This window comes from Moraxella catarrhalis (assembly GCF_001656295.1).
GTDB lineage: Bacteria > Pseudomonadota > Gammaproteobacteria > Pseudomonadales > Moraxellaceae > Moraxella > Moraxella veridica.
Map to the genome: position 1 here is coordinate 36271 of NZ_LXHE01000022.1, position 12915 is coordinate 49185.

Annotated in this window: 13 protein-coding genes; 8 read left to right on the forward strand and 5 right to left on the reverse strand. The window is 47.5% G+C overall.

Annotated features, from left to right (window positions below; all coding sequences use genetic code 11):
* Positions 1 to 12: 12 nt before the first annotated feature.
* Positions 13 to 786 (reverse strand): 3'-5' exonuclease, encoded by a 774-nt coding sequence (locus AO382_RS08880; protein WP_064620314.1) that lies wholly within the window; start codon positions 784 to 786, stop codon positions 13 to 15.
* A gap of 8 nt (positions 787 to 794) precedes the next feature.
* Positions 795 to 1724 carry a cysteine synthase CysM gene (gene cysM / locus AO382_RS08885; RefSeq protein WP_064611676.1) on the reverse strand — a complete coding sequence of 310 codons (930 nt, stop codon included), beginning with the start codon at positions 1722 to 1724 and terminating at the stop codon, positions 795 to 797.
* 117 nt (positions 1725 to 1841) lie between these two features.
* Between cysM and AO382_RS08890 the strand changes: the two genes are divergently transcribed.
* Complete coding sequence (locus AO382_RS08890; protein ID WP_064620316.1) at positions 1842 to 4814, forward strand: ATP-binding protein; 2973 nt, start codon at positions 1842 to 1844, stop codon at positions 4812 to 4814.
* A gap of 83 nt (positions 4815 to 4897) precedes the next feature.
* On the opposite strand, the gene AO382_RS08895 is transcribed toward AO382_RS08890, so the two are convergent.
* Entirely contained in the window at positions 4898 to 5092 is a 195-nt protein-coding gene (locus AO382_RS08895) for a DUF2892 domain-containing protein (RefSeq protein ID WP_049167103.1), read from the reverse strand.
* Between the two features lie 316 nt (positions 5093 to 5408).
* Positions 5409 to 6242 carry an archaetidylserine decarboxylase gene (asd, locus tag AO382_RS08900; protein WP_064620321.1) on the reverse strand — a complete coding sequence of 278 codons (834 nt, stop codon included), beginning with the start codon at positions 6240 to 6242 and terminating at the stop codon, positions 5409 to 5411.
* Between the two features lie 169 nt (positions 6243 to 6411).
* Here asd and AO382_RS08905 point away from each other — a divergent pair, with 169 nt between their 5' ends.
* From AO382_RS08905 to dtd, 6 genes are all read left to right on the forward strand, one after another.
* Positions 6412 to 6837 (forward strand): YbaN family protein, encoded by a 426-nt coding sequence (locus tag AO382_RS08905; RefSeq protein WP_081261401.1) that lies wholly within the window; start codon positions 6412 to 6414, stop codon positions 6835 to 6837.
* A gap of 105 nt (positions 6838 to 6942) precedes the next feature.
* The gene (gene bioA, locus AO382_RS08910) at positions 6943 to 8253 is read left to right on the forward strand and encodes an adenosylmethionine--8-amino-7-oxononanoate transaminase (RefSeq protein ID WP_064620324.1); all 1311 of its coding nucleotides are present in this window, start codon (positions 6943 to 6945) and stop codon (positions 8251 to 8253) included.
* Positions 8246 to 9439 carry an aminotransferase class I/II-fold pyridoxal phosphate-dependent enzyme gene (locus AO382_RS08915; RefSeq protein WP_064620327.1) on the forward strand — a complete coding sequence of 398 codons (1194 nt, stop codon included), beginning with the start codon at positions 8246 to 8248 and terminating at the stop codon, positions 9437 to 9439. The genes bioA and AO382_RS08915 overlap by 8 nt, the downstream gene beginning before the upstream one ends.
* Positions 9436 to 10224, forward strand: a complete 789-nt coding sequence (bioC, locus tag AO382_RS08920; RefSeq protein WP_064620330.1) for a malonyl-ACP O-methyltransferase BioC — start codon at positions 9436 to 9438, stop codon at positions 10222 to 10224. The genes AO382_RS08915 and bioC overlap by 4 nt, the downstream gene beginning before the upstream one ends.
* Positions 10221 to 10925: a dethiobiotin synthase gene (gene bioD / locus AO382_RS08925; protein WP_400260272.1), complete on the forward strand. Its 705-nt coding sequence runs from the start codon at positions 10221 to 10223 to the stop codon at positions 10923 to 10925. Before bioC ends, bioD begins: the two co-directional genes overlap by 4 nt.
* A 12-nt stretch (positions 10926 to 10937) precedes the next feature.
* The gene (gene dtd, locus AO382_RS08930) at positions 10938 to 11390 is read left to right on the forward strand and encodes a D-aminoacyl-tRNA deacylase (protein ID WP_064620333.1); all 453 of its coding nucleotides are present in this window, start codon (positions 10938 to 10940) and stop codon (positions 11388 to 11390) included.
* 35 nt (positions 11391 to 11425) lie between these two features.
* On the opposite strand, the gene AO382_RS08935 is transcribed toward dtd, so the two are convergent.
* Positions 11426 to 12001: an NUDIX hydrolase gene (locus AO382_RS08935; protein ID WP_080975540.1), complete on the reverse strand. Its 576-nt coding sequence runs from the start codon at positions 11999 to 12001 to the stop codon at positions 11426 to 11428.
* Positions 12002 to 12130: 129 nt separating this feature from the next.
* Here AO382_RS08935 and AO382_RS08940 point away from each other — a divergent pair, with 129 nt between their 5' ends.
* Positions 12131 to 12913 (forward strand): NUDIX hydrolase, encoded by a 783-nt coding sequence (locus AO382_RS08940; RefSeq protein WP_064620335.1) that lies wholly within the window; start codon positions 12131 to 12133, stop codon positions 12911 to 12913.
* The last annotated feature ends 2 nt before the right edge of the window (positions 12914 to 12915 follow it).

Below are 12915 nucleotides of genomic sequence, written 5' to 3' on the forward strand. Positions count from 1 at the left end.
GACGGCTAAATCCTAGCGCACCCAAGCATCCAAAAAGCTTTGATGGCGCAGTTTGCCATCTGAATTGGTCAAGGTCTGTATGAATTGGTCGGTTTTGTCGATGAGCATTTGGCATTCATCGGCAGAAGATTTGCCTGTCAAAGTCAGCCATCTTAAATAAATCAGCCAAGTATTGAGCACATCAGATTCACAATAAGTCCCCAGTTTTTGCCACTCAGACGCCTGCACCATCGGTAGAACCTGAGCACCGTCGATATCACCTTTGCCAGCAAAACCACACAGGCTTGCCACGGTGTCAAGCGACTGCTTTTGTTGGTGATGGTACAGGGAAGTTTTGTCCATCAAATCAATGTGCATCTCACCATAGCGATATAAATAATCTGGTTTTTGAGCGCTGTTAAACAGTGCAGGCGCTGACAGCTTATGATGCATGGCTCGGTACATAACGACAGGCAAATCAAAGTTTAAGCCATTCCAGCTGATGAGCGTGGGCTTTTTGTCAAAGGCTCTAAAAAAATTGACCAAAATCTGACGCTCATCCATCGTCTGTAGCGTCAATGATTTTAGATGAAAATGATCGCCATCAAACCACAAAAATGATAAGCAAGCAATTTTATGTAAAGGTAGGCGCATAAATTCCGTGCCTGCTTCCGCTTGGCGCAGGGCGATGAGTGCGCTCAAAGCATCGGCATCATTCAAGGTGCGCAAATTTGGATACAGCCGCTTACCGCTGTCAATATCAGGAATGGTCTCAATATCAAAAACCAAAATGGGGGTAGAAATCATACCAAGCCTTAGTCAATAACACCAAATAACCCAGTGGATAAATAGCGGTCGCCTCGGTCGCAGACAATGAAGGCGATGACTGCCTCAGGCGTGTTCTTGGCAATTTGGTGGGCTGCCCACGCTGCACCGCCAGACGATACCCCACAAAAAATCCCCTCTTCGCGCGCCAGTTTGCGCATATAACGCTCGGCATCGGCTTGGCTGACATCCATGATCGTATCGACCAAAGAGGCATCAAAAATCCCTGGCAAATATTCAGCCGGCCAGCGGCGAATGCCTGCGATGGATGACTGTTCATCTGGCTGAAGTCCAATGACTTGAATGGCTGGATTTTGTTCTTTGAGATATTGGCTGACACCCATGATGGTGCCTGTCGTACCCATACTGCTCACAAAATGCGTGATTTTACCATCAGTTTGCTGCCAAAGCTCTGGACCTGTGGTCAGATAGTGCGCTTGTTTATTATCAGTATTATTAAATTGATCAAGCACAACGCCCTGACCGTCAGCCTGCATCTTTAGCGCCATATCTCGCGCCGCTTCCATACCGTCAGCCACTTCGATGAGTGTTGCGCCATAAGCTGCCATGGCGTCTTTACGCTCTTGGGTAGAATTGGCAGGCATCAGCAGCGTCATCTGATAGCCGCGCATCGCTGCAACCATCGCCAAAGCAATGCCAGTATTGCCACTGGTGGCTTCGATGAGTGTATCACCTGGCTTGATTTGTCCACGCATTTCAGCTTGATAAATCATATTAAAAGCAGGGCGATCCTTGACCGAGCCTGCTGGATTATTGCCCTCAAGTTTGGCAAGTAGCACAGATTGGGTGTCTTTGGCAAGTGTATTGAGTTTGACAAGCGGGGTGTTGCCCACGCAGTCAGAGAGTGTGGTGGTTTGATGGATAAAATCTTTGGTCATTGTGGTTGTCTCATGAATTATTGATTATGCCAAATTATAGCATAATTAAAACCGAGCCATCAGCATTGTTCGACGGGGTTTGGTGTACTTATGATACTGTTTTTGGTATAGTGCTACAAAATCTTGGGGTGATTATCCATGCAAATCAATAAAGCATTTGGCATAAAAAGTGCTTATGGCCAGCTGATCTTGTTGGTGTTCTTGCCGATCGTCGTATTGGCATTTGTGGGTTCGTATTTGGTGATGAGCGAGATACGCCGCGCCATTCTTGCTGAGCAAGACACGATGGCGCAAGCGGCTTTGGTGCGCTATGATGCCATGGTGCGCCCTTTATTGACTGACATTCAGCATCGCCAAAGTCGGATGGATGAGCGCGTGGCTCAGATGAATGAAGATGAGATCCTAAGCGCCATCACCCCACACGATGCCCCCGCCCTAAATGGCGTGATCATTCGCAGCAATGAAGATGACTCGCGGTTTTTTAATGAAAATTGGTTTGTGCAGCTTCAGCAATCGCGTAATCAGCATGTGCTTCGGGTCGCGGTGATGGATGGCATTGGACGAGTGCTGTTCAGTACGGGGATGCAGACGGATTTGTCGTGGGGGGATTTTGATTTACAAGCCGAACAAATCTATCGTGTGCCAACCGCTGTAGGCACTGCCTATGGCAAGTCGTTTATATTTGATAATGAGCGCTACTGGCTTGTGGTTGATATGGATAATACGCCACTGACCATTACCTCATATCGGGTGGCACTGGCGCTTACCATCATTGGCTTGACGACCATTTTATTACTGCTTTTGATTTTAAATATATATTCTAAACGCTGGATTACGCCGCTGTATGAGATGCGTCTGTATCTACAAAGGCTCAATACCGACAATTTATCGCGCGTGCCTCAGCTCAGAACCAACGGCGAGTTTGCTCTGCTGCGAGATGATTTTACACGAGCGGTTCGTCGCCTGCATGCCAGCTTTACAGAACTCAAAAACCATGCCGATGAAACAGAACATGATTTACAGCAAGCATTTGATGAGATGGAAATGCAAAATATCTCTATCCGCAATGCTCGTGATGCAGCAATTTCAGCCAGTCAAGCCAAATCCGCATTTTTAGCAAATATCAGCCATGAGCTGCGTACACCATTAAATAGCATTGATGGCTTTATCAATTTGCTTGCGCGCAAAGGCGAGCTGACGGGCGAACAAAACCTATATGTACAAACCATCAAAAAATCATCCGCGCATTTATTAGCACTGGTTAATGATGTGCTTGACTTTTCTAAGATGGAAGCGGGTAAGCTGATCTTGGACAGTCATGATTTTGATCTGTATGCGGCGGTGTATGATGTGGTTGATATGCTCTCACCTGCAGCGCTTGAGAAGCGGCTGCGTTTGGCGGTTTTGTATTATGATGATGTGCCGACGCGCGTGGTCGGAGATAGCCTAAGAGTTAAGCAAATTCTAACAAACTTAGTCGGCAATGCCATTAAATTCACGGATACAGGTGGAGTGGTCGTCCGCGTCAGCTTAGCAGATCAATCAGGCTATCTGCGCATCGAAGTTGAAGATACAGGTAAAGGCGTCAGTGAAAGCGATAAAGCTCAGCTCTTTCAAAGCTTTGGGCAGGGTGATCTGAGCGTAACGCGGCGCTATGGTGGCACAGGCTTGGGCTTGGTTATCTCAAAGCAGCTGACGCATCTGATGGGTGGGGCGATTGGATTTTTTGATAATCGCAGCGAAAATATCGCAAATGCTGGTGCGACATTTTGGTTTGAGATGCCCACAGGTGGACATGAAGCGTCATTTGATGAGGCATCAATTCAGATTCCTGAAACCTTAAACCTGCCCATGCATCTATTGGTGTGGATTAACCATGCACCAGCACTGCAAGTGCTCAGAGCCAGTTTGATGGGCACCAAAGTGCAATTAACAATTGCTATCGGTCTTGCAGACTTATTAGAAAAACTTGATAAAAAAGACACGGAATATGACTGGGTTATCGTAGATAATTTTGGTCAAGATGCCGCCAAGGATGATGTCGGCGCCATTTTACGCCAAATTCGCTTGCGGTATCAGGGTAAGCTTGCCAGTTTTGGTTATCAAGTGGGTATCAATGAGCAGCTCATCTCACGCTATCAAACCCATGCCTTGTACGAGCCGATGGACAAAAGGCAGCTGTACGCCATGCTGTCAAATCAGCAAAACATCATGACAATGCAGTCATCACGCCAAGCCAAATTTGTGGGGCGCCGTATCTTGGCAGTGGATGATCATTTACCAAATCTTTTGGTGTTGGATGCGCTGCTTGGGGAGCTGGGCGTTGAAGTGGTGACAGCCAACAGCGGATTTGACGCCATAGAAAAAATGACTCAAAGCATCACAGGCTCCATACCCCCGATTGATATGATTTTTATGGATGTTCAAATGCCCAGAATGTCAGGGCTAGAAGCTTCCATCGAGATCCGTAAAATTGAGCAGACGCATCTGGTAGAGCCTGTGCCAATCGTGGCACTCACAGCGCACGGTCTGTCAGATGAAAAAGATCGTTTGGTCGCAGCAGGGCTGAATGATTATGTCAGCAAGCCCATCGGAGAGGTGCAATTGGTGCAGACGCTGCAAAAGTGGCTTGGTCGCAGCGGTGAGTCAGCTGATGATCTTGATGTCAGCGCTGTGTTTGAGTCGCTACCTGTGGTCCATGTCTCCGATCAGCCAAGCGATGCGGCAGATGGGCTGATTGATGTGGATTGGCAAGATGCGCTTGAGCGTTCAGCCAATAAGCCCAAACTGGCTTATAAACTGCTTGAGATGATCATTGACAGCGCCGATGGCGAGCGGCAAGCGATTGAGCGTGCTTGGGCGGATCGCGACAGGCAGAGTCTGGCAGACATCAGCCATCGCATGGTCGGGGCGGCGCGCTATGCAGGCGTGCCAAGACTGCGAGCGGTATCAGAGCGGTTTGAATCAGAATGTCGGCGTGATCTTAGCGCGGTCAGCGCCAGTCAATTCATCGCCATGCGCCCAACTTATCGCGCTTTGATTGATGCACTTGATGCGCTGCAAGCAGTGGAGCTAGATAAAGTGGCGATGGATGCAGATTTGGCAGATTAGGCATTAAGATTAACCAAATACCACCTAGATGGCCATATTAATAAGTTATCATTAATATGGCCATCTGGTTTTATTGTGCATAATTATCTTTTGTATTTACAGGTATTGATACCAAGTAAGCGGTAGATTGGGCAAAAATTAATCAGGCCTGTTGCCAGTAGTATCGCCCCAACAACATAGCCCCACCAGCCGATGACCGCAAATAAAGGCAATAAAATTAATGCGATACCAATAACAATACGAATGATACGATCGACTTGATGTAAATTTGCTTTCATTATTATACTCCTAGGATAGTTTATTGATAATCATTTACAGTAAAAAAGTTTAAAAAACGCCTCAAATAGGCTGTGGCAGTTAAGATGATTTGAAAAATCATCACAGGGTGTTTTATTGAATTTTTTCAAATTCTACGCTAAAAATATCAAAATAACAAGCAAATTTTTAGGGCATCATTGCCTTTTATATTTGCCATAAAAATGGCTGTTTTGGTGTTTAAAAAGTAAGAAAATTATCTCTTAACCACCAGCTTTAGCCATTTTCATGAAAAATCATTGTTTTGGTTTGATAAATTTTACACCATAACCTGTGTTATCAGACAGGCATATTGCCAATTGCCTGACCCATCACGACTTTTGTACCGTGAGTGATGTGTGCAAGCCAGTCATTATTTGCTGATTGTGGTAACAACACGATGGCGGTTGAGCCTAAATAAAAACGCCCAAGCTCATCGCCTTTTGATAAAGTTAACTCATGGGTACGATATTGAATGTGGGGCGTGCGATTAATCTTACCAGTTGCGACCGATTCAATGCCTGCAACAATCATCGCTCCAACCATCACCACAGCCGCTCGCCCAAAACTGGTATCAAATAAACAAATTAGCCGCTCATTTCGTGCAAACAAATCAGGCACATGCTCAGCGGTTGTGTGATTAACCGAAAACAGCGTCCCTGGCACATAGCGCGTCGCCACCAATTTGCCATCAAATGGCATATGGACACGGTGATAGTTGCTTGGCGCCAAATAAATCGTCGCAAAACTGCCGTCCATAAAATACTGACCATCATCATAATCAGCCAGTAGCTGACCGACATCATAATCCCGACCTTTGGCTTGTAAAATCGCCCCATGACGGATATGACCAACTTGCGAGATGGTGCCATCAGCAGGACAGATGAGATGGTTTTTTTGATCATCAATGGGGCGCACGCCTTGTTTTAGCTCGCGCGTAAAAAAATCATTAAAGCTGTCATAGTCATTCAACCGACCGCGCGCATAGTCATCCAGTTCAATGTCATACGCCTTGGCAAAAGCTTGAATGAGCGCTTTTTTAACATACTTATTTTCACTCGCTGCTAAATTGCCTGCAAATTCGCTCAATGCTTGCTGCGGAACGAGATTTTGGATGAGTGCAAAAGGATTCATAAGACCGCCTAAGAATATAAATATTTTTTATTTTAGCACAAAGCCTGATCAAAAACCGTTTAAGTTCTGAAAAAGCGGCAGCATGGGTTGTGACAATCAACTACTATAATGAGAATGATTTATATTTTCAAATGTAAACTTATAGGACAATGCGCTATAATGCGCTATCATGAACCACTTAACCCCCAAAGCCATGACCTCATCACCTCATCAGCCCATTCACCAAAGCAGTCTTATGCGCGCACTGTTTTTTGTGTTGGGCTTGGTGTGTTTGATTTTGGGGCTAATCGGTATCGTTGTGCCAGGCATGCCGACGACGGTTTTTATTTTATTGGCGGGCTATTTTTGGGCAAGAAGCTCACGGCGGTTTTATGCGTGGCTGTTGGCGCACCGTATCTTTGGACCGATGATTGTTGATTGGCAGACTCGCCGCGCCATGCCAAGATTTGCCAAATATTTGGCTTGGCTGATGATGACTGTATCAACTGTGGCGCTTTTTTTGCAGCTGTCAAGTCAATGGCTTTGGGTGGCTTGGCTTGTGGCGATTTTTTGTCTTGCTGTCGGGATTTGGATGGCAAGACTGCCTGACGCATGATGATTGGGCGTGCCTTACCTAAGCGATCACCCTAGCGCCTTCAAGCCCTATCATTTTTTGTCTAAATTCGTTATGATAAGCCATATTTGACGAAAGAATTGGCTGATGATTGACGCATTTGATACCCAACACCTGTGGCATCCTTATACTTCTATGACACACCCTTTGCCGGCACTGCTGGTTGAGCGTGCTGAGGGCTGCTGTATTCATCTGACGGATGGCACGGTGCTCATTGATGGCATGTCATCGTGGTGGTGTGCGATTCACGGTTATAATCATCCTGTCTTAAATGACGCTATCACCGATCAGCTCACCAAAATGTCTCACGTTATGTTTGGGGGGCTGACCCATCAGCCTGCCATTGAGCTTGGCAAAATGCTACTTGACATCACCCCAAAACCCCTTGAGCATATCTTTTATGCTGATTCAGGTTCGGTGGCGGTTGAGGTGGCGCTAAAAATGGCGATCCAATACCAACACGCCTTAGGCAAGCCTGCGAAGCATAATATCATGACCACTCGTTCGGGTTATCATGGCGATACCTGGAATGCCATGAGTGTTTGTGATCCTGTGACGGGCATGCATCAGATTTTTGGAAATGCGCTGCCAAGCCGTATTTTTGTTGATGCGCCTAAGATTGGCATGGATGAGCCTTGGGACGAGTCAGCAATGGATGGCATTCGATCGGCATTTGAAAAGCACCATGAGCATTTGGCGGCGTTCATTATTGAGCCTGTTGTTCAGGGTGCAGGTGGTATGCGCTTTTATCATGTCAATTATCTAAAACATCTGCGCAAATTGTGCGATCACTATGGTGTTTTATTAATTTTTGATGAGATCGCCACAGGATTTGGGCGCACAGGTAAGCTGTTTGCTTGCGAGCATGCCGATGTTGTGCCTGATATTATGTGCTTGGGCAAGGCGCTGACAGGCGGCTATCTGACGCTATCGGCAGTGCTGACGACCGCTCAGGTTGCACATACCATCAGCGAGGGCGAAGCTGGCGTGTTCATGCACGGTCCGACATTTATGGCAAATCCTTTGGCGTGCGCGACGGCTTTGGCAAGCACTCGGCTGTTAATACAAAGCCCGTGGCAGCATCATGTTGAGCGCATTGCTCAGGCTTGCCGCACGGCGTTTGGCGATCTTAAGAGCCTTTGGCATGTCCAAGATGTGCGTATTTTGGGCGCGATTGCGGTGATTGAGATGTGCCATCTGATTGATATGCCGACCATTCAACGCGAATGTGTGGCGCGCGGAATTTGGATTCGACCATTTGGGCGGCTGGTGTACTTGATGCCGCCATTTATTATCAGTGATGATGAGCTTGCAGTTTTGCTTGATGAGGTGTCAGACTTGGTACGCACCACGCTTGCACCCACACCCAAAGACAGTGCCGAGGCGCGCGATGAGTGAGTTATTAAATCATTATGCCGATAAACTGTCCGCCCTAAAATCTTGCCACAACCACCGCCAATTTCAAGCACTGCACCACCGCGGGCGCTTTATTTGTGTTAATGACGGCAAGCCTTTACTCAATTTAGCGAGTAATGATTACTTAGGCATTGCTCAAGATCGGCAGCTTTATGAGGAATTTTTGGATGTTTTGCATGAGCAGCATCAGCCGTTTGGGTCGTCTTCATCGAGGCTGTTGACAGGGAATTTTGACAGTTTTGAGCGCTTGGAGGCTCAGATGGCATCGCTGTTTGGTCGCCCATGCCTGCTGTTTAATAGCGGCTATCATGCCAATATCGGCATTTTGCCTGCCATCTGTGATGCTAAAACGGTGATTTTGGCGGATAAATTGGTTCATGCTAGTATCATTGATGGGATGCGACTGGCTGCCCAAAATGGCACTAAAACTGTCCGCTATCAGCACCAAAATTTTGATCAATTAAAACTTCTCATCGAAAAATATCACGCAGATGACAGTGTTGAGCGCATCGTCATCGCCACTGAGAGTATCTTTAGCATGGATGGTGATGTGACCGATTTGGTGAAGCTTGTCAGCTTAAAATCGGCATCTCAAAAAGTCATGCTGTATGTTGACGAGGCTCATGCCATCGGTGCGCGCGGCGCTCGCGGATTGGGCTGCGCCGAAGGGTATGGCGTGATTGAGCAGATCGATTTTATTGTCGGTGCTTTTGGTAAGGCGATGGGGTCTGTGGGTGGCTACTGTATTTGCCATGAGGTTTTGCGCGATTATTTGATTAATACGATGCGTCCGCTGATTTTTAGTACGGCTTTGGCGCCTGTCAATATGGCTTGGACGGCGTTTGTACTCGAAAAAATAGTCAATATGACCCAAGCAAGATTGCGCTTGGCGGCGATGAGTGATCAATTATCACAAGCGCTGATCGCCATGCGGCTGTCCTGCCCGTCTGCCAGTCAGATCGTGCCAGTGATCTTGGGAGAAAACGCGCGCGCCCTCAAGGCAGCCGATGCCCTAAAGCAGCAAGGCTATTATGTGTTGGCGGTGCGTCCACCGACAGTACCAAAAGGTCAGTCGCGCCTGCGCATCTGCTTGACCGAAGCGATCAGTGATGATGAGATGGCAGGGTTTATCCAAGCGCTGCAGCAAGTCGTTGGGGGTGGGGTGTGACTCAGCCTGTTTTGACACCCGATCTGACTACGGTTGCCCAGCGATTTTGCCGAGCGCATCTTGGCTATCGGCAGCACGCCACCGTCCAAGCCGACATGGCAACCAAGCTCATCGCGCATCTACAGACCATTCAGACACATAAAAACATCTCAAGACTGCTTGAGATTGGGGTGGGTAGCGGATTTTTGACCGATGCTTTACTGAGTCATTTTAGTGTGGATCAGCTTTATTTGAATGACTTATATGCAGGCATTCAAGCCAATGCACTGCCGACAGGTGTTTGTGCTGAATATCTGATCGGCGATATTCAGACGCTTGATTTGCCGCTGGCGCTTGATGGCGTGATTTCATCATCGGTATTTCAGTGGATTTATCCACTCGATACGCTGTTTGCCAAAATTTTTGAGCATCTAAAGGCAGGTGGCTTTTTGGCAGTCGGTACTTTTGTTCAAGGCAATTTGCACGAAATACGAGCGCTGACAGGGCAGGGGCTTTGTTATGATACGCCCCAGGTGCTCAGTGAGCGTCTGCACCGAGCAGGCTTTGTGATTGATGTCATCGAGACTCAAGCTTGCGTGCTGACTTTTGATTCTCCGATGGCGGTACTTCGCCATCTGCAGGCTACAGGTGTAACAGCCACAGGCTCACAAAAAGCTTTTTGGACAAAACAGCGCTTGGCGACCCTTTGTCAAGAATATCAACAATTTAATACCCAAAGCGGCTATACCCTGACTTATCAGCCGCTACTTTTTGTCGCTCATAAACCGAAAAACTCATCTTTATGAATACATTACCCGATCTTCACCAAATGCAAGGCGCTTATTTTATCAGCGGTATCGATACCGACATAGGCAAAACTATCGTAACAGGCTATATTGCGCGCAGGCTTTTGGATAGTCATCAGCAAGTCATCACCCAAAAACTGATTCAAACTGGCAATGCAAAGATCAGTGAAGACATCGAAAAGCATCGGCGAATGATGGGCGTGGGTATGCTGCCTGATGATGACGCGCGCTTGACGATGCCACTGGTGCTCAGCTATCCTGCTTCACCGCATCTGGCAAGTCGCATTGATGGCATCGCTGTAGATACCGACCACATCACAGCATGCACAAAGCAATTATTAGCGCGTCATGATGTTGTGCTGATCGAAGGTGCGGGCGGTCTGATGGTACCGCTCAAGGATGATACCAACGATGGTCTGATCATCGACTACATCCAAAGCCAAGGCTACCCTGTCATTTTGGTGACATCAGGCAGGCTTGGCAGCATCAATCATACCTTGCTTAGCTTGAGCACCCTAAAGTCTTATGGCATACATCTGCATGCACTGGCGTATAATCAAGCCGATGACAGCAGCGATGAAGTGATCGCTGCTGATACCAAGCAGTATTTACAAGCTTATCTAAAAACGCACCACAGTGACGCCCTTTGGTGGGAAATACCCAGAGTAGATGAGCACAGTTTTGGTCTTAAACACTCTTAAAAAAGGGCAATCATGAAAGCATTGATACAGCGAGTGCACCATGCGCGCGTCGAAGTACAAGGGGAGGTGGTCGGTAAGATCGATGGCGGGATACTTGCCTATATCGGTATTGGCAAGTCGGATGATTTTGAGCAAGCAAAGCGCTTGGTGAATAAGATATTAAGTTATCGCATCTTTGAAAATACCACTGACGCAGATAAGCTTGGCAAAATGGATAAAAGCGTGGCTGATGTGGGCGGTGGTTTGCTGTTGGTGTCGCAGTTTACACTGATGGCACTGACCGATAAAGGTCGCCGCCCTGACTTTGGACCAGCGATGCCACCTGATCAGGCAGCACAACTGTTTGATGAGTTGGTTTGTTATGCCAAACAGTGTCATACGCCAGTGGCGATGGGTCAATTTGGTGCTCATATGCAAGTGATCGCCCATAATGACGGTCCGATTAACTTTATCCTAGAAGTATGAATCGGCAGCTGTTGGGATAAAATGGGGTGCGCTTTTTATTGTAATTCGTCCGCGACAATTTCGTCCAAAGTGATTTGATGGATCGGATAATTGGCAAACTCATCAGCATCCTTGCCTTGGGCGATGATCGCAGCTTTATCCGCCAGATAGCGTTCAAGCGTCAAGCGAATCGTGCGAAATGCCAAATCCTGCCACGGAATATCCTGCTCATCAATCAAGGCACACTCTAAGCTTTCAACGCCAACCCCAAATCGCCCATCACGAGATAAATTCGTCAAGTACATGGCGTGGATCTGCCCCAAATACGGAATGTCAAATAAACAATACAGCTTGGCGTCGGTGGCGATCGCGGCGGCTTCCTCGATGGTTTCGCGCAGCGCACCTTCCATCATCGTTTCACCAATTTCCATAAATCCTGCTGGCAGCGTCCAGTAGCCATGCCGAGGCTCAATGGCGCGGCGACAAAGCAAAATTTTATTCTCATGGCGCACCAAAGCCCCACAAATCATCTTGGGATTATCATAATGAATGAATCCGCACGCTGGGCAGACGAGGCGCTGACGGCTGTCGCCTTCGGGGATGGTGTAGGTGGCGGTATGTCCGCATTGCATACAGTAGGGCATCGGTCTATAATAAACTGGCTGATTAATGAACACTACCCAAAAATCATATTAGTAAGGATAGCTTTGATTGTCGTGACTGATTCAGTTTAAGCCAATTTCACCAAAAATACAAACTTTATGAACTATTTTTCAAGCCAAATTAAGGCCCATACTGATCCAAATTTCGTCGATAAAACAGCAGTCTATCTGCCATCGGAGCATCGGTTCTCTAAGCTTAGCCGCTCATTATCTGGCTATCAAGGCGTGGATATTTTGTCTTTGACGCAGAATAATGATCTGATCGAAGGGGCTTATAGACAGCAGCTGAATCAAGCCTATGAGCAGCTGCTCATTGACAAGCCGCTGCCCCATGCTTGCGTGCTTGTTGCCATCACTGATGAGATTAGCCCAAGGCTGTTATTAACTCGCCGCGCAAGTAATTTATCCAGCCATGCAGGCGAGGTGTCACTGGTGGGAGGTAAGCGCGATGAGACGGATCGATCTTCTTATGAGGTGGCGATACGAGAGGCATTTGAGGAGGTGGGATTGGTGAATGATGCCAGTACGCTGCTTGGGTTTTTGCCGATGCAAATCTCCAAAAAAGGCTTATTGGTGCGTCCTGTCGTTGCCAGTATCACGCCTGACACAGCGGACAGTTTAATCGCCAGCGAAGATGAAATTCAGCGGTTATTTTGGGCTGATTTGACCTACCTAAAAACAACGCCGCCTATGGACTATCGCTTTGAGCGTCCTGAGCTTGGGCGCACGCACTTGCACACCCCAGCATGGCTGATCGATGATAGGCAGATTGGCGAGCCTGAAGTGGTGTGGGGATTGACAGGGCGTATCATCGCCAATCTGCTGCACATCGGCTATGGGGTGCGCTATCAGTGGTATTACCACCTGCAGGCACACCGCTAATT

Bases quoted from the DNA above. Each gene is read 5' to 3' on its own strand.
- AO382_RS08915 (WP_064620327.1), top strand. From the start codon at position 8,246: ATGAGTGAGTTATTAAATCATTATGCCGATAAACTGTCCGCCCTAAAA.
- AO382_RS08890 (WP_064620316.1), top strand. From the start codon at position 1,842: ATGCAAATCAATAAAGCATTTGGCATAAAAAGTGCTTATGGCCAGCTG.
- AO382_RS08895 (WP_049167103.1), bottom strand. From the start codon at position 5,092: ATGAAAGCAAATTTACATCAAGTCGATCGTATCATTCGTATTGTTATT.
- AO382_RS08935 (WP_080975540.1), bottom strand. From the start codon at position 12,001: ATGCAATGCGGACATACCGCCACCTACACCATCCCCGAAGGCGACAGC.
- AO382_RS08940 (WP_064620335.1), top strand. From the start codon at position 12,131: ATGAACTATTTTTCAAGCCAAATTAAGGCCCATACTGATCCAAATTTC.
- bioA (WP_064620324.1), top strand. From the start codon at position 6,943: ATGATTGACGCATTTGATACCCAACACCTGTGGCATCCTTATACTTCT.
- AO382_RS08880 (WP_064620314.1), bottom strand. From the start codon at position 786: ATGATTTCTACCCCCATTTTGGTTTTTGATATTGAGACCATTCCTGAT.
- dtd (WP_064620333.1), top strand. From the start codon at position 10,938: ATGAAAGCATTGATACAGCGAGTGCACCATGCGCGCGTCGAAGTACAA.
- asd (WP_064620321.1), bottom strand. From the start codon at position 6,242: ATGAATCCTTTTGCACTCATCCAAAATCTCGTTCCGCAGCAAGCATTG.
- AO382_RS08905 (WP_081261401.1), top strand. From the start codon at position 6,412: ATGAACCACTTAACCCCCAAAGCCATGACCTCATCACCTCATCAGCCC.
- bioD (WP_400260272.1), top strand. From the start codon at position 10,221: ATGAATACATTACCCGATCTTCACCAAATGCAAGGCGCTTATTTTATC.